At 67.3% G+C, this 19,045-nt stretch carries 23 protein-coding genes; 5 read left to right on the top strand and 18 right to left on the bottom strand.

Going from position 1 to position 19,045, the window contains the following annotated elements; genetic code table 11:
• Window positions 1–120: 120 nt before the first annotated feature.
• The 10 genes from rplQ to L0C25_RS14745 all read right to left on the bottom strand — a co-directional run bounded on the left by rplQ (window position 121) and on the right by L0C25_RS14745 (window position 7,142).
• The gene (rplQ, locus tag L0C25_RS14790) at window positions 121–699 is read right to left on the bottom strand and encodes a 50S ribosomal protein L17 (RefSeq protein ID WP_271632441.1); all 579 of its coding nucleotides are present in this window, start codon (window positions 697–699) and stop codon (window positions 121–123) included.
• Window positions 700–747: 48 nt separating this feature from the next.
• Window positions 748–1,758, bottom strand: coding sequence for a DNA-directed RNA polymerase subunit alpha (locus tag L0C25_RS14785; protein ID WP_271632440.1), 1,011 nt, complete (start codon window positions 1,756–1,758; stop codon window positions 748–750).
• A gap of 79 nt (window positions 1,759–1,837) precedes the next feature.
• Window positions 1,838–2,446: a 30S ribosomal protein S4 gene (rpsD, locus tag L0C25_RS14780; RefSeq protein WP_271632439.1), complete on the bottom strand. Its 609-nt coding sequence runs from the start codon at window positions 2,444–2,446 to the stop codon at window positions 1,838–1,840.
• Between the two features lie 30 nt (window positions 2,447–2,476).
• Window positions 2,477–2,875, bottom strand: a complete 399-nt coding sequence (rpsK, locus tag L0C25_RS14775) for a 30S ribosomal protein S11 (RefSeq protein ID WP_271632438.1) — start codon at window positions 2,873–2,875, stop codon at window positions 2,477–2,479.
• Complete coding sequence (gene rpsM / locus L0C25_RS14770) at window positions 2,875–3,252, bottom strand: 30S ribosomal protein S13 (RefSeq protein WP_271632437.1); 378 nt, start codon at window positions 3,250–3,252, stop codon at window positions 2,875–2,877. Before rpsM ends, rpsK begins: the two co-directional genes overlap by 1 nt.
• Before the next feature lie 206 nt (window positions 3,253–3,458).
• Window positions 3,459–3,572 carry a 50S ribosomal protein L36 gene (gene rpmJ / locus L0C25_RS14765; RefSeq protein WP_020575560.1) on the bottom strand — a complete coding sequence of 38 codons (114 nt, stop codon included), beginning with the start codon at window positions 3,570–3,572 and terminating at the stop codon, window positions 3,459–3,461.
• A 46-nt stretch (window positions 3,573–3,618) separates the two neighbouring features.
• The gene (gene infA / locus L0C25_RS14760; protein WP_271632436.1) at window positions 3,619–3,840 is read right to left on the bottom strand and encodes a translation initiation factor IF-1; all 222 of its coding nucleotides are present in this window, start codon (window positions 3,838–3,840) and stop codon (window positions 3,619–3,621) included.
• Between the two features lie 303 nt (window positions 3,841–4,143).
• The gene (locus L0C25_RS14755; protein ID WP_271632435.1) at window positions 4,144–4,644 is read right to left on the bottom strand and encodes a DUF3830 family protein; all 501 of its coding nucleotides are present in this window, start codon (window positions 4,642–4,644) and stop codon (window positions 4,144–4,146) included.
• A 94-nt stretch (window positions 4,645–4,738) separates the two neighbouring features.
• Window positions 4,739–6,145: an amidase gene (locus L0C25_RS14750; RefSeq protein WP_271632434.1), complete on the bottom strand. Its 1,407-nt coding sequence runs from the start codon at window positions 6,143–6,145 to the stop codon at window positions 4,739–4,741.
• Complete coding sequence (locus L0C25_RS14745; protein ID WP_271632433.1) at window positions 6,138–7,142, bottom strand: D-2-hydroxyacid dehydrogenase; 1,005 nt, start codon at window positions 7,140–7,142, stop codon at window positions 6,138–6,140. Before L0C25_RS14745 ends, L0C25_RS14750 begins: the two co-directional genes overlap by 8 nt.
• A gap of 65 nt (window positions 7,143–7,207) precedes the next feature.
• Here L0C25_RS14745 and L0C25_RS14740 point away from each other — a divergent pair, with 65 nt between their 5' ends.
• The 4 genes from L0C25_RS14740 (at window position 7,208) to L0C25_RS14725 (ending at window position 11,734) form a co-directional block, all read left to right on the top strand.
• On the top strand, window positions 7,208–7,984 hold the full coding sequence (locus L0C25_RS14740; protein ID WP_271632432.1) for a maleate cis-trans isomerase family protein: 777 nt from the start codon (window positions 7,208–7,210) through the stop codon (window positions 7,982–7,984).
• An 84-nt stretch (window positions 7,985–8,068) separates the two neighbouring features.
• Window positions 8,069–9,271 (top strand): M24 family metallopeptidase, encoded by a 1,203-nt coding sequence (locus L0C25_RS14735; protein WP_271632431.1) that lies wholly within the window; start codon window positions 8,069–8,071, stop codon window positions 9,269–9,271.
• Window positions 9,272–9,275: 4 nt separating this feature from the next.
• Window positions 9,276–10,538 (top strand): aminotransferase-like domain-containing protein, encoded by a 1,263-nt coding sequence (locus tag L0C25_RS14730; protein ID WP_271632430.1) that lies wholly within the window; start codon window positions 9,276–9,278, stop codon window positions 10,536–10,538.
• Window positions 10,535–11,734 (top strand): M20 family metallopeptidase, encoded by a 1,200-nt coding sequence (locus tag L0C25_RS14725; protein ID WP_271632429.1) that lies wholly within the window; start codon window positions 10,535–10,537, stop codon window positions 11,732–11,734. Before L0C25_RS14730 ends, L0C25_RS14725 begins: the two co-directional genes overlap by 4 nt.
• An 83-nt stretch (window positions 11,735–11,817) precedes the next feature.
• Here the strand turns inward: L0C25_RS14725 and ehuA (L0C25_RS14720) are convergent, their stop codons facing one another.
• From ehuA (L0C25_RS14720) to ehuB (L0C25_RS14685), 8 genes are all read right to left on the bottom strand, one after another.
• Entirely contained in the window at window positions 11,818–12,573 is a 756-nt protein-coding gene (gene ehuA / locus L0C25_RS14720) for an ectoine/hydroxyectoine ABC transporter ATP-binding protein EhuA (RefSeq protein ID WP_271632428.1), read from the bottom strand.
• Window positions 12,574–12,609: 36 nt separating this feature from the next.
• Entirely contained in the window at window positions 12,610–13,296 is a 687-nt protein-coding gene (gene ehuD / locus L0C25_RS14715) for an ectoine/hydroxyectoine ABC transporter permease subunit EhuD (RefSeq protein WP_271632427.1), read from the bottom strand.
• On the bottom strand, window positions 13,293–13,982 hold the full coding sequence (gene ehuC, locus L0C25_RS14710) for an ectoine/hydroxyectoine ABC transporter permease subunit EhuC (protein WP_271632426.1): 690 nt from the start codon (window positions 13,980–13,982) through the stop codon (window positions 13,293–13,295). The genes ehuD and ehuC overlap by 4 nt, the downstream gene beginning before the upstream one ends.
• Window positions 13,983–13,988: 6 nt before the next feature.
• Window positions 13,989–14,876 (bottom strand): ectoine/hydroxyectoine ABC transporter substrate-binding protein EhuB, encoded by an 888-nt coding sequence (gene ehuB, locus L0C25_RS14705; protein ID WP_271632425.1) that lies wholly within the window; start codon window positions 14,874–14,876, stop codon window positions 13,989–13,991.
• 149 nt (window positions 14,877–15,025) lie between these two features.
• The gene (gene ehuA / locus L0C25_RS14700; RefSeq protein WP_271632424.1) at window positions 15,026–15,805 is read right to left on the bottom strand and encodes an ectoine/hydroxyectoine ABC transporter ATP-binding protein EhuA; all 780 of its coding nucleotides are present in this window, start codon (window positions 15,803–15,805) and stop codon (window positions 15,026–15,028) included.
• On the bottom strand, window positions 15,795–16,478 hold the full coding sequence (locus L0C25_RS14695) for an amino acid ABC transporter permease (protein WP_271632423.1): 684 nt from the start codon (window positions 16,476–16,478) through the stop codon (window positions 15,795–15,797). The genes ehuA (L0C25_RS14700) and L0C25_RS14695 overlap by 11 nt, the downstream gene beginning before the upstream one ends.
• A complete protein-coding gene (locus tag L0C25_RS14690) occupies window positions 16,478–17,203 on the bottom strand; it encodes an amino acid ABC transporter permease (protein ID WP_271632422.1) in 726 nt (241 codons plus the stop codon). Before L0C25_RS14690 ends, L0C25_RS14695 begins: the two co-directional genes overlap by 1 nt.
• 21 nt (window positions 17,204–17,224) lie before the next feature.
• Window positions 17,225–18,232 carry an ectoine/hydroxyectoine ABC transporter substrate-binding protein EhuB gene (ehuB, locus tag L0C25_RS14685; RefSeq protein ID WP_271632421.1) on the bottom strand — a complete coding sequence of 336 codons (1,008 nt, stop codon included), beginning with the start codon at window positions 18,230–18,232 and terminating at the stop codon, window positions 17,225–17,227.
• 81 nt (window positions 18,233–18,313) lie between these two features.
• On the opposite strand from ehuB (L0C25_RS14685), the gene L0C25_RS14680 reads away from it, so the two are divergent.
• Window positions 18,314–19,036, top strand: a complete 723-nt coding sequence (locus tag L0C25_RS14680; protein WP_271632420.1) for a maleate cis-trans isomerase family protein — start codon at window positions 18,314–18,316, stop codon at window positions 19,034–19,036.
• The last annotated feature ends 9 nt before the right edge of the window (window positions 19,037–19,045 follow it).

Below are 19,045 nucleotides of genomic sequence, written 5' to 3'. Positions count from 1 at the left end.
ACCTGGCTTTGGATGAAACGACGCACGATACGCGTCCGTGGTTGTACGGGTCGAGGTATCGATACGACAACGGCGCCCACCCCGCTCGGGATGGGCGCCGTTGTCGGCGGTTCTCGCGGATCAGGCCTTGTCGGCGTCTCCGTCGGCTGAATCCGTGTCGTCGCTGTCGACCTCGGCGTCCGTGGTCGCGTCGTCGGCGGCATCGGGTGCGTTGTCGGCGGCCTCGACCACCGGCACCTCCGTCGCGGTCTCGTCGTCCGCGACCGGCTCGGCGTCGGCTGCGGCCTCGACCGGAGCCGCCGCTGCCGGCGCCTCGACCGTCTGCGCGCGCCCGGAGAAGTCGACCGACTCGACCAGCTCGATCACGGCCATCGGGGCATTGTCGCCCTTACGCGGGCCGACCTTGGTGATCCGGGTGTAGCCGCCCGGCCGCGACGCGTAGCCCGGGCCGATCTCGGTGAACAGCTCGTGCACGACGGACTTGTCGCGGATGACCTTGAGCACCTGGCGCCGGTTGTGCAGCGTGTCGACGCGGGCCTTGCTGATCAGCTTCTCCGCGTACGGACGCAGCCGCCTCGCCTTGGCCTCGGTGGTGGTGATCTGACCGTGCTCGAACAGGCTCGTCGCGAGGTTGGCCAGCATCAACCGCTGGTGCGCCGGACTACCGCCGAGGCGCGGTCCCTTGGTGGGGGTGGGCATCGTTGTCTCCTGTGGAACCTTGGATATAGTTGCTGAACGGCTGTTGGCCTAGTACTGCTCGTCCTCGGCGAACGACTCGTCGTCGTCGTACGACGACAGCGCGGCGGCGGGGTCGAACCCGGCCGGGCTGTCCTTGAGCGCGAGGCCCATCTCGACCAGCTTCGCCTTGACCTCGTCGATCGACTTCGAACCGAAGTTGCGGATGTCGAGGAGGTCCTGCTCGCTGCGCGAGATCAGCTCGCCGACCGTATGGATGCCCTCGCGCTTGAGGCAGTTGTACGAGCGCACGGTCAGCTGAAGGTCCTCGACCGGCAGGGCGAGGTCGGCGGCGAGCTGCTCGTCGACCGGCGACGGGCCGATGTCGATGCCCTCCGCCTCGACGTTGAGCTCGCGGGCGAGGCCGAACAGCTCCACGAGCGTCTTGCCCGCCGACGCGATCGCGTCGCGCGGACGCATCGATCGCTTCGTCTCGACGTCGACGATCAGCTTGTCGAAGTCGGTGCGCTGCTCGACTCGGGTCGCCTCGACCTTGTACGACACCTTCAGCACCGGCGAGTAGATGGAGTCGACCGGCATCCGGCCGATCTCTTCGTCGCCGGTCTTGTTCTGGACCGCGGAGATGTAGCCGCGGCCGCGCTCGACGACGAGCTCCATCTCGAGCTTGCCCTTGTCGTTGAGCGAGGCGATCTTCAGCTCGGGGTTGTGCACCTCGACACCGGCCGGGGGCGCGATGTCGGCGGCGGTGACGTCGCCGGGGCCCTGCTTGCGCAGGTACATCACGACCGGCTCGTCGTGCTCGGAGGAGACGACGAGGTCTTTGAGGTTGAGGATGACCTCGGTGACGTCCTCGGTCACGCCGGGGACGGTCGAGAACTCGTGCAGCACACCGTCGATCTTGATCGACGTGATCGAGGCGCCGGGGATCGACGACAGCAGCGTACGGCGCAGCGAGTTGCCGAGCGTGTAGCCGAAGCCGGGCTCGAGCGGCTCGATGACGAACCGGGAGCGGTAGTCGTCGATGACGTCTTCTGCGAGGGTGGGGCGTTGGGCGATGAGCATGGTGCGTTCCTTTCCGCGCGGCCCACTATTTGACGCGCGCGGTTCGGTGTTGACTGATCTGTAGTGGTGCGCGAACCGATCAGATCTTGGAGTAGTACTCCACGATGAGCTGCTCCTGGACGGGCACCTCGATCTGCTCGCGTACGGGCAACTGGTGGACGAGGATGCGCATCTTGTCGGGCAGCGCGTCCATCCAGCCGGGGACAAGCCGCTCACCGTGCGTCTCACGCGCGATGATGAACGGTGTCATCTCATGCGACTTCGTGCGTACGTCGACGATGTCCTTGGCCGTCACCTGGTACGACGGCACGTCGACCTTCTGGCCATTGACCACGAAGTGTCCGTGCACGACGAGCTGACGGGCGTGACGCCGCGTACGGGCGAACCCGGCGCGGTAGACGACGTTGTCGAGCCGGCACTCGAGGATCTGCAGCAGGTTGTCACCGGTCTTGCCCGGACGACGGTTTGCCTCCTCGTAGTACTTGCGGAACTGCTTCTCGAGCACGCCGTAGGTGAAGCGCGCCTTCTGCTTCTCGATCAGCTGGTTGCGGTACTCGCTCTCCTTGACCCGGCCGCGGCCATGCATGCCGGGCGGGTAGGGGCGACGCTCGAACGCCTGATCGCCACCGACGAGGTCAACGCCAAAACGACGGGACTTCTTGGTGATGGGTCCGGTGTAACGGGCCATGTGAGTTCGGTGCTCCTCTTCTTGGCCGGATCAGACGCGTCGCCGCTTGGGCGGCCGGCATCCGTTGTGCGGGCTGGGGGTGACGTCCTGGATGGTGCCGACCTCGAGGCCGACGGCACCCAGTGACCGGATGGCCGTCTCGCGGCCCGAACCCGGGCCCTTCACGAAGACGTCGATCTTCTTCATCCCGTGCTCCATCGCACGACGACCCGCCGCCTCGGCGGCCATCTGCGCGGCGTACGGAGTGGACTTGCGGGAGCCCTTGAAGCCGACGGTGCCGGCGCTGGCCCACGAGATCACCGCACCGGACGGGTCGGTGATCGTGACGATGGTGTTGTTGAACGTGCTCTTGATGTGGGCCTCGCCCACGGCGACGTTCTTCTTTTCCTTACGGCGCACCTTCTTGGCGCCGGACGGACGCGGAGGCATTACCTACCTACCTTCTTCTTGCCGGCAACGGTGCGCTTGGGGCCCTTGCGGGTACGCGCATTGGTCTTGGTGCGCTGGCCGCGTACGGGCAGACCCGAGCGGTGACGGCGACCCTGGTAGCTTCCGATCTCGACCTTGCGGCGGATGTCTGCGGCGACCTCGCGGCGCAGGTCACCCTCGATCTGGAAGTTCTCTTCGATGTAGTCGCGGAGCTTCATCAGCTCGTCGTCGCCGAGCTCGTGCACGCGCATGGCCGGGCTGATGCCGGTTGCGACGAGCGTCTGCTGGGCGCGCGTTCGGCCGATGCCGAAGATGTACGTGAGCCCGATCTCGACGCGCTTCTCGCGCGGAAGATCGACCCCGAGGAGGCGTGCCATGTGGCGGTGTTCCTTCCATTGGGCGACGGTGTCCGACGTGTCGCGTCCCTGCGTCTCTTCAGCGTCCTCGAAGTGAGGAGGCCTCGTAGAGAGGGCCCCGGCCATCGCTTCCGGGGGTGGCACGTCGACCCGGTGCTGCTGGGGCGACGCGAGCGATCACGCTCTTCTTCAGTTGTTGGTGCCGAAGCCTGCTGTCGTGCCTGCGGTCAGCCCTGACGCTGCTTGTGGCGGGGGTTCTCGCAGATGACCATGACCCGGCCGTGACGCCGGATCACCTTGCACTTGTCACAGATCTTCTTGACGCTCGGCTGAACCTTCATCGAGCTCTCTTTGGTCGTGGGTTGGCTTGATTCGGAATGCGGGCTGCTACTTGTAGCGGTAGACGATGCGACCTCGCGTGAGGTCGTATGGCGAGAGCTCCACCACCACGCGATCCTCGGGGAGGATCCGGATGTAGTGCTGGCGCATCTTGCCGCTGATGTGCGCGAGAACCTTGTGCCCGTTGCTCAGCTCAACCCGGAACATGGCGTTCGGGAGCGCCTCGATGACCGAGCCCTCGATCTCGATGACACCTTCCTTCTTCGGCATAGCCTCCGCAATCTGTTCGTCCGCTACTGATCCGGCCGGTTGGCGCACGCGTACCCCTCCGCACGGACCATGAGGGGTATCGAGCGGCAGCCGCGGGGCATCATGACAAGAGCCAACCTTGGGCCGACGTGTCATCTTACGGCAGGCTGTGGATGAATCCCAAATCGGGGGCCCGCGAGGTCCGTTTACCATGTTCACATGGTAAACATGCACTGTGCATGGCAGATTCGCCACGCAAAGCGTACGTTCGCCGCGCAAGGCGCCAGAACCTCACCCCGTGTCGGTGTCAATGTAAGGGGCGCGTCACTCCTTACGCGCGAAGGTGAGGCTCTCGCCGCGGGCGCCGCCCATCCAGATGTCCTGGCAGGCGAGCGCGAACTCCTCGAAGCCCTCGACGATCGTGCCGAACACGTTGCCCGGCACCCAGCCCTGGTCGCCGTTGATCAGCAGGTTGTTGCGCCCGTAGAACACCGCGAGGTCGATCACCCCGCTGGTGTCGTCCTCCGCCCCGCCGTCGGCGTACCCGTACGCCGGGTTGCTGAGCTGCCCACCGGTGAAGTCGAAGTAGCACAGGTCACCGGGAATCGGCGTGATCGTGGTGTTCTCCGGCCCGGGGGCGGTCTCGGCGAACGGCGCCACCAGGTTGTAGATCTCGTTGCGCGCGTATTTGCCGTGGTACACCTGCCCCGACTGCGGCAGCGCGTCCCACACGGCGCCGGCCGTACGCGGCGCCTCGTCGTCGAGCAGCTTCGCGGTGCACTGCACCCCGCGCTTGTCCAGGCTCACGGTCAGGTAGCGGGTCATCTGGGTCCTTCCGTCGGGGAGTGGCAAGGTCCGCCGGACAAATAGACATTTGTCATGCCCTGGCGTAACAAATGTCTATTCGTTGCGGCGGGGGTCAGGTCTGCAGCAGGGCGGGCACCACGCTCGACCAGTCGCCCGCGCGCTCGTACGCCCGGCCGACACGGAGCACCCGGGCATCGGCGTGGCGCGGGCCGACGACGTGCAGGCCGACGGGCAGCCCAGCGGACGTGAAGCCGCAGGGCACGCTCAGCGCGGGCTGCTGGGTCAGGTTGAACGGGTACGTGTACGGCGTCCAGCTCGTCCACGCCGACGAGGCTGAGCCCGCCGGCGCGTCGCGGCCGGTCTCGAAGGCCGCGATCGGCATCGTCGGTGTCAGCAGCACGTCGTACGCCTCGTGGAACTCGCTCATCCGCTTGCCGAGCGCCATTCGTACCGCGGTCGCGTCGAGGTAGTCGCCGGCCGACAGCTGCCGGCCTCGCTCGACACCTTCGCGCAGCCCCGGGTCGATGCGCTCGAGCGCGCCGTCGCCGTACGGCTCGATCACCTTCGCTGCGCCGCTGAACCACAGCACCTCGAACGCCTCGACCGGGTCGTCGAACCCGGGATCGACCTCCTCGACCACGGCACCGGCGTCCGCGAGCGCCGCCACCGCCGCTCGTACCGCAGCGTCGACCTCGGGGTCGTTCCGCACGAATCCGAGGTTCGGCGAGTACGCGATCCGCATCCCGGCGACACCGTCGTCGAGACCGTCGAGGAACGACGTCGTCGGCGTCGGCATCGCCGACCAGTCGCGCGCGTCGAAGCCGGTGATGATGTCGAGCATCGCGGCCGTGTCGGTCACCGAGCGGGTCATCGGCCCCGCGTGCGCGAGGGTGCCGAACGGGCTCGCCGGATACAGCGGGATGAGGCCGTACGTCGGCTTGATCGCCACCGTGCCCGTGAACGCCGCCGGGATCCGTACGGAGCCCCCGCCGTCGGTGCCGACCGACCACGTCCCCATGCCGAGACCGACGGCCGACGCGCTGCCGCCGCTCGAACCGCCGGCGGTGAGGCCGGCGCCCCACGGGTTGCCGGTTGCGCCGAAGCGAGGCGAGTCGGTGACACCCTTCCAGGCGAACTCCGGTGTCGTCGTCTTGCCCAGGAAGACCGCACCCGACTCGCGAAGCCGCGCGACGGCCGGCGCGTCCTCCGGCCACGGCCCGCCCTCGTCGATCAGCGCGCTGCCGCGCAGGGTCGGCCAGTCGCGGGTGAGGAAGATGTCCTTGATGGAGGTCGGTACGCCGTCCGCCGCACCGACCGGCTCCCCGGCGGCCCACCGCTTCTCCGAGGCACGCGCCGACTCCAGCGCGTACTCGTCCTCGACGCGTACGAACGCGTTCACGTCGCCGTCGTGCGCGGCGATCGCGTCGAGCGCCGCCTGCGTCGCCTCGACGGGCGAGACCTCTCGCGAGCGGTACGCGGCGGTCAGCTCGGACACGGACCAGAGGTTCGGATCAGGCACGGGGGCTCCTTGAGGTGTCGGCAGGCACGAAACCGAGACGCTTGTCGACGACGTTAGCCAGCGGTTCCCCGTCGAGGAACCGGCGCGCGTTGTCGACGAACTGCCGGGCGAGCGTCTCACGCCAGCCGAGCACGTCACCCGACATGTGCGGCGAGACGACGACTCCCGGCGTGGTCCACATCGGGCTGTCGTCGGGGAGCGGCTCATGGCAGAACACGTCGAGCGACGCGGCCGCGATGCCGCCGGAGCTCAGCGCCGCAAGCAGGGCATCTTCGTCGACGATCTCGCCGCGCCCGATGTTGACCAGATGCGCGGACGGCTGCATCGCATCGATGACGTCCGCGCCGACGAGCCCGCGCGTCTGCTCCGTGAGTGGCGCCGCGACGACGACGTGGTCGGCCCAGCCGACCTGCTCGGCGAGCGAGGCGCTCTCGACGACCTCGCCGAAGTCCGGGTCTCCGCTGCGGGCCGTACGCCCGGCGCCGCGTACCTCCATGCCGACGGCGGCCAGCAGGCGGGCGGACTCGCGACCGATCGCTCCGGTGCCGACCACCAGCGCCTTCTCGCCGACGAGCGTACGCGTCTCGCGGTGCTCCCAGCGACGCTCGAGCTGGTGGTCGTGGCTGACGTGCAGGCCCTTGGCCCGCGCGAGGATCGACGCGAGCACGAACTCCGCGATCGGCCGGTCGAACACGCCCCGCGCATTGGTGACGACCACCTCGGACTCACGCAGCTCGTCGAACAGCAGCTTGTCGAGGCCCGCCGCCGCGATGTGGATCCAGCGCAGCGAGTCGGCCCGCGGCCACGCGTCGCGTACCGCCGTCGAGAAGAAGTCCCACAGCAGCAACGCGTCCGCACCGGCGACCGCATCGGCCAGCCCGTCGGCGTACGTATAGCGCACGTCGGCGCGCGCCTCGATCGTTTCGATGCCCGCAGGGTTGTCGACCCCGGGCGCGGTGAGCACGGCGATGACGGGTCGGGCGGCAAGTGGATTCACGCAGGGAGCCTAGGAAGCGGCCCGTAGGATTGTCAACAATCCCTTCGCTAGTGCATCATTTCCGCATGACGACCTCGATCCCCGCCGGCAACGAAGCCGCGGACGCGCCCGTCGAGGTCGACGACCTCGTCGGTCCCTCGATGCCGCTGCGCGTCGGCATCGTCGTGCCCCACGACATGGCACTGGACGGCGAGATGTGGCGCTGGACTCCGAAAGGGGTCACGCTGCACTTCACCCGGGAGGCCTTCGTACCGCTGCCGGTCACCGTCGAGATGGCGATGCTGATCGGTGACCCGACCGCGATCGCCCAGTGCGTGGCCGACCTGTCCGTGATCGAGCCGGCCGTCGTCGCGTACGGCTGCACCTCGGGCAGCTTCGCGAACGGCATCCTCGGCGAGAACAGCCTGGTGTCGTCGATGGAGACCGCCGGCGCGGCAAAGGCACTCACGACCTCCGGCGCCGTGCTGCAGGCGATCAGCCACCTCGGCGCCAAGCAGGTCTCGATCGCCACGCCGTACGACGAGCCGATGACCGCCCTGCTCGACGAGTACCTCAACGAGGCCGAGATCGACGTCGTCGGCAAGGCCTGCCTGGGCCTGCACGAGAAGATCTGGGAGGTCGGGTACGCGCGCACGAAGCGACTGATCCGGCAGGCAGATCGGCCCGAAGCCGACGCCATCGTGGTCTCGTGCACCAACCTGCCGACGTACGACGTCATCGCGCCGCTCGAGCGCGAGCTCGGCAAGCCGATCGTGACCGCCAACCAGGCGACGATGTGGGCCGCACTGCGGGCCATTGGCAAGAACGCGATCGGCCAGGGGCAGGCGCTGCTGCACAGCTGACCGTTCGGCCACCGTGTCGAGGGGCCGGAAATCTCAAATTGCGGTGCATTCGGATGCGCCACTCACAATCGAAGGGAGGACCCGATGACTCGCTCGCCCGAGATGGCCAGCATGGCCAGTGACGCCGAGTACGCGGAGCGGCTGCGCCGCGTACGCGCATCGATGGAGAGGAGGTCGCTGTCTGCACTGGTCGTGACCGACCCGGCGAACCTGTTCTACCTGACCGGTTACAACGCCTGGTCGTTCTACACGCCGCAGTGCCTGGTCCTGCCGGCCGACGGGCCGCCGACGCTCTTCGCGCGGGCGATGGACGCCGCCGGCGCGCGGCACACCTGCAACCTGCTCGACGAGCACATCGTCGGCTACCCCGAGACGCTCGTCCACCGCCCGGACATCCATCCGTTCGGCTGGATCACCGAGACGGCTCGCGCGCGTGGCGTACTCCCGGCAGGCCCCGATGCCGTCATCGGCGCGGAGTGCGACTCGCACTTCTTCTCCGCACGCGCGTACGTCTCGCTCGTCGAGGGCCTCGACGGCGCCCGCGTCGTCGACAGCGGGGAGCTGGTCAACTGGGTACGTCTGGTGAAGTCCGAACACGAGATCGCCCAGCTGCGCATCGCCGGCCAGATCGCCGAGGCGACGATGCAAGCGGCCCTGGAGTCGGTGTGGCCGGGTCGCCGCCAGTGTGACGTGGCGGGCGACATCGTCGCGGCGCAGGCGCGAGGCACGGCCGAGCACGGCGGCGACTACCCCGCGATCCCGCCGATGCTCCCCACCGGGGCGGCCGCAGGCACTCCGCATCTGACCTGGAGCGAGCAACCGTTCGTCTCCGGCGAGGCAACGACGATCGAGCTCGCGGGCGCGTTCGGTCGCTACCACGCACCACTCGCGCGCACCATCCACCTCGGCGATCCGCCGCCGCTGCTGACAGACACCGCGAACGCCGTCGACGAGGCGCTCGCCGCCGGGTGCGAGGCGATCAAGCCGGGCGTCGTCGTCGCCGACGTACACGCGAGCGTCAACGACATCCTCAACCGGCAGGGCCTGGTCAAAGAATCGCGAATCGGCTACTCGATCGGCATCGGCTACCCGCCCGACTGGGGCGAGCGCACCGTGAGCCTGCGCGCCGGTGACCCCACCGTGCTTGAAGCCGGGATGGCCTTCCACGTCATCCTGGGAATCTGGATGGACGGCTGGGGTTACGAGCTGTCCGAGCCGATCGTCGTCTCCGGCGACGGTGTCGAGCACCTGACCGACCTGCCGCACGAACTCACCGTCAGGAAGTGATCGCATGACCGCCACGAATCTCCCGCTCGCCGCGCGCGCCGATCAGCTCGTCGGGTCGGTGATCGACTCGAGCACCTCGCTGCTGCAGCAGCAGACCCACGACATCGTGCGGTTCGCGATGGGGAGCCCGGCCGACGACGCCGTACCGTCGCAGATCCTGGCCGGTATCACCGAGACCGCTCTCGCGCCGGACGCCGCCGACGCGTACGGATACGCCGCGACCGAGGGCGACCCGCCCCTGCGCGAGGCGTTGCTCGCGACGCTGAAGGGTACGAGCGACGAGACGACGGAAGACCGGCTGACGATCACGGCCGGCGGCATGCAGGGGCTCGACCTCGCGTGCAAGCTGTTCGTCGACCCGGGCGATCTCGTCGTCGTCGAGGGCCCGACGTACACCAACGGCAGCGCGACGGCACTGTCGTACGGCGCGGAGCTGGCCGAGGTGCCCGTCGACGACGACGGCATGGTGGTCGACGCTCTGCCAGCGATCGCCGAGCGCGCCGGACGCACACCCAAGGCGATCTACACGGTGCCGACGTTCCAGAACCCGTCCGGTTCGACGATGTCGCTCGAGCGCCGTCACCAGCTGCTCGAGCTTGCTCGTACGTGGGGCGCCGTCGTCATCGACGACGACCCGTACGGGATGCTGCGCTTCGAGGGCGACGACCTGCCGACGCTGCGCGAGGTCGGCGAGGGCGATCCGCTGGTGTTCTCCGTACGTACGTTCTCCAAGATCATCGCGCCTGGCCTGCGGGTCGGCTGGGTCGACACCGCGCCAGAGCTGCAGTCGCTGCTGATCAACGCCAAGCAGGCGATGGACACGTGCACCAACCTGCCTGCGCAGCGGCTCGTGTCCGGCTTCCTCGAGGGCGGGCATCTCGAGAAGCACCTGGCGACCCAGCGCGAGCAGTACCGCAAGCGCAAGCACGCGATGCAGGACGCACTTCAGGAGCACCTCGGCGACATCGCCCGCTGGACCGATCCCGAGGGCGGGTTCTTCCTGTGGGTGACGCTCTCCAACGGCGTCGATACCCAGGAGCTCTTCGAGACCGCGTTGGCGGAGGGCGTCGCGTACATTCCGGGTCCGGCGTTCTCGCCGGAGGGCCACTTCTCGGACGCGCTGCGGCTGTGCTTCGCGACGACCGATGCGGAGCGTACGCGGGAGGGCGTACGCCGTCTGCGTCGCGCGATCGAGCGGCAAGGAGAGAGCGAGGAACGAGCGGGTCGACGAGCGCGACCGTCGAACAGCGACAAGGTGGCTCGGTGACGGGCGACCTGACGCCGGCCGAGCGCGAGGTGCTCGACCGGATCACCGTCGGCGAGGTCGCCGCACTGACGAGCGCACTCGTCGCTGCACCGGGTCAGAATCCGCCCGGCGGTGAGGCCGAGACCGCAGCTGTGCTTGCCGATGCGTGTCGTACGCGTGGGCTGTCGGTCGAGGTCGACGAGGTCGAGCCGGGCCGGCCGAACGTGTCGGCGACGCTTGCGGGCGGGTCCGAGCCGGGCCTGCTGCTGCTCGGGCACACCGACGTGGTGCCGGTCGGCGACGGCTGGACGCTCGATCCGGTCGGTGGCGAGGTGCGCGACGGGCGGCTGTACGGGCGCGGGTCGACCGACATGAAGGGCGGTCTGGCCGCCTCCGTGGTCGCGATGGCGGCCCTTCGTACGGCCGGCATCTCGCTCGCCGGCCCGGTCGAGCTCGCCGCCGTCATGGACGAGGAGGAGACCGGCAAGGGCGTCCGCCGCTACATCGAGCGAGGCGGTGGCGCAGGCTACGGCGGCTGCATCGTCGCCGAGCCGACCGACCTGCAGCCGATCATCGCCGCCCGTGGCGACTCGTACATCGAGATCGCGGTGTCCGGTCATGCGGCGCATTCGGGCAACCCGGCCGACGGCGTCAACGCGATCTACGGTGCGGCGGCGATCGTTGCCGACCTCGAGGCGTGGCACCACGAGCTGGCCGCGGGCGACTCCCACCCGCTGGTAGGTCCACCGACGTGGAACGTCGGGCGCGTCGACGGTGGGCTCGGTACGTCGACCGTGCCTGCCGAATGTCACCTGATGGTCGACCGACGGCTGCTGCCGACGGAGGAGGGGGCGCCGGTGCTCGCGGCGACGCGCGAACGCATCGCCGCGCTGGGCCTCGACTCGCGTGGCCTCGGTGTCGAGATCGCAATGACCATGGAGATGCCGGGCTTCGAGACGCCCGCCGAGCATGGGTTCGTGGCGGCGGTCGACGGCGCTCTCGGCGCGGCCGGGGGCCCGGGTCTGCCGCTCGCCGGGTGGACGGCCGCCTGCGATGGCGGCTTCATCGCCCGGGCGTACGGGACGCCGGTCGTCGTACTGGGGCCCGGATCCGTGGGCACGCAGGCGCATCAGCCCGACGAGTCGGTCGGCCTCGACGAACTCGTGGTGGCCGCCCGCACGTACGCGCTCGCTGCCATGCGACTGCTGAGCGCGTAGCGCAGGGCGCAGGGCCGCCGAGGTACGGATTCCCGCCAAATGGGGGTGCTCTATTGGCGGGAATCCGTACCTCGGCGGGTAGTTCAGTGGTCGAGCACCGCGTGCAGGAAGCGCTGCGTACGCTCGTGTGTCGGGTTCTTCAGCACCTGCTCGGGCGGGCCGGTCTCCACCGCGGCACCGGAGTCGAACATCACGACCCGGTCGGAGATCTCCTCGGCGAACCGCATCTCGTGGGTGACCATCAGCATCGTCATATCGGTGTCGTTCGCGAGATCGCGGATGACCGCCAACACGTCGCCGATCAGCTCGGGGTCGAGCGCCGACGTCGGCTCGTCGAACAGCAGGATCGACGGTCGCATCGCCATTGCACGCGCGATGGCGACGCGCTGCTGCTGGCCGCCCGACAGCTTCGGCGGCTTGTGGTCGGCGTGATCGCTCAGGCCCACCTGCTCGAGCAGCCCGCGCGCACGCTCCCCCGCCTCGTCCTTGCTCATGCCGAGTACGCGGATCGGCGCCTCGATGAGGTTCTCGAACGCCGTCATGTGCGGGAACAGGTTGAAGGACTGGAAGACCATGCCGACCTTGCTACGTACGGCCCGCATCTGCTTGGTCTCCTTGGGCTTCTTGCCGTCGCGCGCATCCCACAACGTGTCGCCCTCGATCGTGACCAGTCCGTCGTCCGGAGTCTCCAGCGTCATCAGGACGCGCAGGATCGTCGTCTTACCGGATCCCGACGGCCCGATGATCGATACCTTCTCACCGGCGGTGACCTCGAAGTTGAGCGAGCGCAGGACGTGGTTGTCGCCCCAACTCTTGCTGACGTTCTCGAAGGTGATCATCGGGGGTTCCTCTCGGTACGTACGGGGGCGGGCAGGTCAGGCGGCCAGCGCATAGTGACGCTCCAGTCGCTTGATCCCCAGCGAAGAGATGTAGCTGATCACCAGGTACATGATCCCGGCGATGGTCAACGGCTCCAGGAACTCGCCGTTCGTCTGGCCGATCTGGCGCGCCACGGTCATCACCTCGGGACTGCCGATCGCGTACAGCAACGCGGTGTCCTTGAACATCTGGATCAGGTAGTTGCCGAGCACCGGGATGGTCGGCGCGATCGACTGCGGCAGCACGATCTTGGTCCACGTGCGCCCTCGCGGAAGGTTCAGCGCCGTCGCCGCCTCCCATTGCCCCTTCGGCAACGCCTCGATCCCAGCGCGATAGACCTCCGCGGTGTACGCGCTGTAGTTGATGCCGAGCACGAGTACGCCGGTCACGAAGCCCGACAGCGTGATGCCGTAGTCGGGCAGGATGAAGTAGACCGCGAAGATCTGCACCAGCAGCGGCGTGCCCCGGATGAAGAGCACGTAGAAGTCGAACAGCCGGGACAGCACGGGTATCCGCGGGTAACGGACCACCGCAACGATCAGCCCGAGCACCAGCGCGATCGCCATACCGACGAGGGTCAACCGGATCGTCAGCCAGAACGCGTCGAGGAGCTCGGGGAAGATGTCGGCCGCGTACCCGTTGTCCCAGAGCTCGTCGGCGGCGAGGATCATCGATTCGTTCATGAGGCACTCCCGACGAGCGGCCGCAGGAGCGGGTGCGTACGACGTTCCAGGGCGAATCTGTTCTCCAGCAACCGCGTGAGAAGTGCCAGGATCATCGACAGGACGAAGTAGACGACGAGCAGCGAAAGCATGACCGCGGTCGTCTCCTGGGTCTCGGTGCGAATCGCCAGGCCGTCCGCGGTGAACTCCGTGACGGTGATGAAGTACAGCAGCGGGGTTGCCTTCAGCAGGTCGACGGCGACGTTGCCGAACGACGGCAGCATCACCGGGATCGACTGCGGGATGAGGATGCGACGCATTCGCTGCCCGGGCGTGAGCCCGAGAGCGATCCCGGCCTCGGTCTGGCCGCGCGGCCGCGACGCGATCGCACCACGTACGACCTCCGAGGCGTACGCCCCCTCGTTCAGCCCGAGCACGACGATGCCTGCAACGAGGTTGTCGGTGAACCGCACGCCCAGGAAGGGAAGCGCGTACACCACCCAGAACAGCTGCACGAGGATCGACGTACCGCGGAAGAACTCCACGAAGACGTACGACGGAGCGCGCAGCCATCGGGTCTTCGACAGCCGCATCATGCCGACCACGAACGCGACCACAATCGTCAGCAGGATCCCGAAGAACGATGCGACGACGGTGGTCCAGAGGCCGTCCCAGAGCAGGCTTTGGTATTCGAGGACATCAGACATCGGCGGTCACCCCTCTGCCTTGCAGAGTTCTTCGGTGGTGGCGTTGCGCGCCGCGTCGGCGTCGAACCCCCACTTGTCCATCAGCTCGTCGAAATCGCTTGTCTGCTTGAACTTCGCGAGCTCGTCGTTGTACTCGGCGACGTCGTCGGTCTGCGACTGCTCGAACGCCGCACCGGAGCCGGTGGCCGGGGCGTCCTCGACCGGATCGGTGACCTCGAAGCTGTCGTTGTCCTTCGCCAGGCCCTCCAGCGACAGCGTCGGAAGCAGGAACGCGTCGGCGCGGCCCGCCTCCAGCGCCTCGACGCCCGTGACGTTGTCGCGGACGATCACCCGCTGCGACTCGGGCACCTTGGCGGAAATCAGGATGCCCTCCTCGAAGCCTCCCGGTAGCACCGCGATCTTCAGCTTCGGGTTGTCGAGTACGTCCTGGATGGTGGTGACCTTGTCCGGGTTGCCCGGCGGCACCGCGAACGACTCGGTCGACACGATCACCGGCTCTGTGTACGCAACCTCGGAACACCTTGACTGCTTCATGAACAGCCCCGCGGCGATCACGTCGACCTGGCCAGACTTGAGCGCCGGGATCATCGCGTCGTACTCGATGCGTACGCCGTCGATGTCGTCGATGCCGAGCCTCTTGAGCACCGCACGGAGTACGTCTGGCTCGGCGCCGGTGACGGTGCCGTCGACCTCGAGCTTGGTGTACGGCGGCTCGTTGAAGATCGCCACCTTGAGGTAGCCCTGGTCGCGGCCGCGGTCCAGCACGCTGCCCTTCGGGGCGCCGGTACCGGGTTCGGTGAACGTACAGCCGGTCGACCAGCCCAGTAGCGGGACGCCGACGGTCGCTGCACCGATTCCGCGCAGCAGCCGGCGTCTGGATGGGTCGTGCGTCATGTGGCTCGGTCCAATCATGGCGACGGGCGCGAAGAACGGTCAGCGCGCACAGCGTCATTGATGTGCGCAGGCTGACCGTTCCGGCAAACTAGCGACCGACCGAACAGATTGTCAACAATCTGCACAGCATCTGAGAATCGCGCGAACTCCTAGAGGATCGCCTCGAGGAACTCCCGAGTACGTCGATGCGTCGGGTCGGTGAACATCACGTCGGGCTTCGCCTCCTCGATGATGTGCCCCTGGTCGAACATCAGTACGCGGTTCGAGACGTCTCGGGCGAACTGCATCTCGTGCGTCACGATCAGCATGGTGATGTCGGTGGTGTCCGCAAGGTCGCGGAGTACCCCGAGGACGTCCTTGACCAGTTCCGGGTCGAGGGCCGAGGTGACCTCGTCCAGCAGCAGGATCTCCGGCTCCATCGCCAGTGCACGCGCGATCGCGACCCGCTGTTGCTGTCCGCCCGAGAGCTGAGTCGGATGGGCGTTCGTCTTGTCGCCGAGGCCGACCTGCTCCAGTCGCTTCTCCGCCTTTTCTCGGGCCTCGTCCTTGTCAATGCCGAGTACGTGCACCGGTGCCTCGATGACGTTGTCGAGCACCGACATGTTCGGAAACAGGTTGAACTGCTGGAAGACCATCCCGATCCGGCGCCGGATCCGGCTGATCTCCTTCGGCCGCAGCTTGACCCGCTTGCCGTCCCGCTTGGCGTACGAGAGCGGGTCGCCGTCGACATAGATGTAGCCGCCGGTGAGGTCCTCCAGCGTCATCAGCAACCGAAGGATCGTCGTCTTGCCGGACCCACTCGGGCCGATCAGGGTGACCCTCTCCCCCTGTTCCACGGAGAAGTTGAGGTTGTTCAGGACGGTGTTCTTGCCGAACTGCTTCAGCACGTCCTCGAACACGATTCGCGGTGATGCGTTCTCAGTAGGCAAGCTTCTTCTCCAATTTGCGCATCAGGATGGCGGTCGGATAGCTCGCCGCCAGGAAGATCAGACCGGCGATGGTGAAGGCTTCGGTGTACGAGAATTGCGCACCACCGATACGTCTGGCCTCCGCGACCATCTCCGGTACGGAGATCGCGAGCAGGAACGGCGTGTCCTTGAACATCGCGATGGCCCAGTTGCCCAACGACGGCAACGTGGCCCGGACGGCCTGCGGGATCATCACCGCCCGCCACGTACGGCCCAATGGCAAGGAGAGAGCCGTTGCGGCCTCCCACTGCCCCTTCGGGATCGACTCGATACCGGCGCGGTACGACTCCGCCATGTACGTCGAGTAGTGAATCCCAAAGACGAGGATTCCGATGATGGTCAGGATCGTTGTGGAGTCGATGCTGTCGAAACGCTGGTATCCGTCGAATTGGTACGCGAACAACGCGACGACGAAGAGCAGCTGAAGCGGCAGCGGCGTCATCCGGATGACACCGAGCACCCAGCCGAGGAGCTTGCTCGCCGGCCCCGGCAGCTCGCGCTGCCCCATCGCCCAGACCAATCCGAGGACGGCGGCCAGCAGCGAGCCCACCACCGTGACCAGCAGAGTGGTCTTGAGGAAGGCCTCCAGCATGACGGGGAACGCGTCCCCGGCGATATCCCAGTGCCAGTTCATCAGGCCACCGCCCCTGCAGTTGCTGCCGCGCCAGCCGTTTGGGCCGGATCGCTGGTCGTGACCGTGATCCCGAGCCGGCGCTGTGCTCGACGCTCCAACACCCGCAGCAGGCCGTAGAACACGAGCGAGATCAGGTAGTAGATGACAAACCCGATGGTGTACGCCGCCATTACCTCGACGCCATCCTTACGCATCTCGTTGGTCGCGTACGTCAGGTCGTGCAGCCCGATGAGGAACGCGATCGCGGTCCCCTTGATCAGCATGATCATCAGGTTGTTCAGGCCGGGCAGCATCAGCGCCCACGCCTGCGGCCAGATGATCCGGCGGACCTTGGTCACCCACGGCATCGAGAGCGCCGTGGCTGTCTCCCATTGCCCCTTGGGCACAGCATTGAGTGAACCGCGGACTACCTCGGACCCGTACGCCCCGTAGTTCAGCCCGAGCGCGATCACGCCACAGGTAATTGCATCGAGCTCCAGGCCGAACCCAGGGAACACGTAGTAGATGAAGAACAGCTGCACCACGAGCGAGGTGCCGCGGAAGAACTCCACGATGATGCGGGAGATCGTCCGCGGTACCGCGTGTCCGGAGATCGCGGCGAGACCGAGGATCACCGCAACGATGAACGCAAGAACCGCGCCGCCCAGCGAGAGCTGCAAGGTGACCGAGAGGCCGTCTCGGATCTGTGGCCCGTAGTCGCTCAGGGCATCGAGAATCTCAGACAAGGCGGCGCCCGGCCGTCAGAGTCACTCGGCGTCCGGCAGGTCGCCGGCGCAGAGCATCTCGGTGTCCACGTCGCCCTTCGGACGCTCGGCCTCGGTGAAGCCGAACTCGCCGACGACGTCCTCGAAGGACTGCTTGTCGCCGACGATCTTGGCGAGCTCCTTGTTGTACGCCTCGCGCAGATCGTCGCTGTCCTTGCGGAACACCGTGGCGCCGGCGCCGACCTGAAGCTTGCCGTCGACGACGGCGGTGAACGGATCGGTCACCTCGACGTTGGCATCGGGGTTCTTCTCGGCCAGGGCACGCAGCGAGATGCCGGTCAGCGCGTAGACGTCGGCGCGACCAGTCTCCACGGCCTCCATCCCGTCCTCCGGGGTCTGGACGGTGATCGTTTTGATCCCCATCGTGTCGGCGTAGCCCTGCTCGATGGCACCGTTCATGGCCGAGAACGACACGTCGGAGTCCTTGATGTCCTGCATGTCGTGCAGGTCTTCGGGGTTGCCCTCCGGGACCATCAAGGCGGTGGTGTACATGATCTCCGGGTCACCGAAGTCAGCCTGCTCGCAGCGGTCGGGCAGGATCGACATGCCGGCGCTGATCGCGTCGTACCGGCCGGCGTTCAGACCCGGGATCAGGGCGTCCCACTCCACCTGCTCGGCCTCGACGTTGTCGATGCCGAGGTCGCCCCAGATCTTCTTGTGCAACGCGATCGTGGCACCGGTGAGCTCACCGTCCTCGTCGGTGTAGCTGTAGGGCTCCTCGCCGGCGATACCGACGGTGATGGTGCCGTTGTCCTTCAGCGACTCCAGGGTGGCGTTCTTGTCGGTATCGCCACTGGCACCTCGATCGCCGGAGTCGTCGGTCTCACCACCGCACGCGGCCACCAGGCCGACGGAGAGCAAGGCTCCGATCGCGGCGACTCCGATTCGGTGACGTCGTGTCGTTGGTCCGGTGCGGTACATGCGAGCCCTTCGTCGTGCGATCCGAGAACGGTTGCGGATTTCTTGGAAACTAACGAGGAGCAGTAGCATTGTCAACAATCTGCATCGTATTGTGACCTCGACGAAAGGTGATGGTCACACATCGCATCGACGCCGTCACGAGGAGCACCTATGAAGAACCGTCCGACGATCGGGCTGCTGTACCCAGGCTATAGCGCCGAGGACGACTACCCCGCGCTGGAGCAGCGTCTCGACGGCGCCGTCCGGCTACCGCTGGTCCACACCTCCGTCGGTGAGGACGCACACCGCGTCGACGCGCTGCTCGACCTCGGCAGTGCACCGCGGCTCGCCGAGGGCGCCAAGGCCCTCTCGCAGTACGAGCCGGACGCGGTCATGTGGGCTTGTACGTCGGGCAGCTTCGTGTTCGGTTGGGACGGCGCGCACGAGCAGGTCGACGGCATCGCCGCCGAGCTCGACGTACCGGTGTCGTCGACGTCGATCGCGTTCGCCGATGCCATCGCGCACCTCGGCCTCACCAAGGTCGCGGTCGCCGCTTCGTACCCCGAGGACGTCGCGACCCACTTCGTCGACTTCATGCGCAAGGGCGGCACCGACGTCCTCACCATGCGGAGCAACGGCATCATCACCGCCGCCGAGGTGGGTACGCTCGGCAAGGACGCCGTGGTCTCGATGATCCACGCGGCGGACGTACCCGAGGCGGAGGCCGTGCTCGTACCCGACACCGCGATGCACTCGCTCGCGTGGCTCGACGACCTCGAAGAGGCCGCCGGGAAGGTCGTGCTGACCGCCAACCAGGTAACGGTGTGGAAGGGCCTCGACCTGATCGGCGACGTACCCCCGCTCGACGGCCTCGGGACGCTGTTCCGACGGTGACCGCCGATT

This window comes from Solicola gregarius (assembly GCF_025790165.1).
GTDB lineage: Bacteria > Actinomycetota > Actinomycetes > Propionibacteriales > Nocardioidaceae > Solicola > Solicola gregarius.
Note: the sequence above shows the minus strand (reverse complement) of the source record. Positions and strands in the feature narration are given on the sequence as shown.

Bases quoted from the DNA above. Each gene is read 5' to 3' on its own strand.
- rplQ (WP_271632441.1), bottom strand. From the start codon at position 699: ATGCCCACCCCCACCAAGGGACCGCGCCTCGGCGGTAGTCCGGCGCAC.
- L0C25_RS14785 (WP_271632440.1), bottom strand. From the start codon at position 1,758: ATGCTCATCGCCCAACGCCCCACCCTCGCAGAAGACGTCATCGACGAC.
- rpsD (WP_271632439.1), bottom strand. From the start codon at position 2,446: ATGGCCCGTTACACCGGACCCATCACCAAGAAGTCCCGTCGTTTTGGC.
- rpsK (WP_271632438.1), bottom strand. From the start codon at position 2,875: ATGCCTCCGCGTCCGTCCGGCGCCAAGAAGGTGCGCCGTAAGGAAAAG.
- rpsM (WP_271632437.1), bottom strand. From the start codon at position 3,252: ATGGCACGCCTCCTCGGGGTCGATCTTCCGCGCGAGAAGCGCGTCGAG.
- rpmJ (WP_020575560.1), bottom strand. From the start codon at position 3,572: ATGAAGGTTCAGCCGAGCGTCAAGAAGATCTGTGACAAGTGCAAGGTG.
- infA (WP_271632436.1), bottom strand. From the start codon at position 3,840: ATGCCGAAGAAGGAAGGTGTCATCGAGATCGAGGGCTCGGTCATCGAG.
- L0C25_RS14755 (WP_271632435.1), bottom strand. From the start codon at position 4,644: ATGACCCGCTACCTGACCGTGAGCCTGGACAAGCGCGGGGTGCAGTGC.
- L0C25_RS14740 (WP_271632432.1), top strand. From the start codon at position 7,208: ATGACGACCTCGATCCCCGCCGGCAACGAAGCCGCGGACGCGCCCGTC.
- L0C25_RS14735 (WP_271632431.1), top strand. From the start codon at position 8,069: ATGACTCGCTCGCCCGAGATGGCCAGCATGGCCAGTGACGCCGAGTAC.
- L0C25_RS14730 (WP_271632430.1), top strand. From the start codon at position 9,276: ATGACCGCCACGAATCTCCCGCTCGCCGCGCGCGCCGATCAGCTCGTC.
- ehuA (WP_271632428.1), bottom strand. From the start codon at position 12,573: ATGATCACCTTCGAGAACGTCAGCAAGAGTTGGGGCGACAACCACGTC.
- ehuD (WP_271632427.1), bottom strand. From the start codon at position 13,296: ATGAACGAATCGATGATCCTCGCCGCCGACGAGCTCTGGGACAACGGG.
- ehuC (WP_271632426.1), bottom strand. From the start codon at position 13,982: ATGTCTGATGTCCTCGAATACCAAAGCCTGCTCTGGGACGGCCTCTGG.
- ehuB (WP_271632425.1), bottom strand. From the start codon at position 14,876: ATGACGCACGACCCATCCAGACGCCGGCTGCTGCGCGGAATCGGTGCA.
- L0C25_RS14695 (WP_271632423.1), bottom strand. From the start codon at position 16,478: ATGAACTGGCACTGGGATATCGCCGGGGACGCGTTCCCCGTCATGCTG.
- ehuB (WP_271632421.1), bottom strand. From the start codon at position 18,232: ATGCTACTGCTCCTCGTTAGTTTCCAAGAAATCCGCAACCGTTCTCGG.
- L0C25_RS14680 (WP_271632420.1), top strand. From the start codon at position 18,314: ATGAAGAACCGTCCGACGATCGGGCTGCTGTACCCAGGCTATAGCGCC.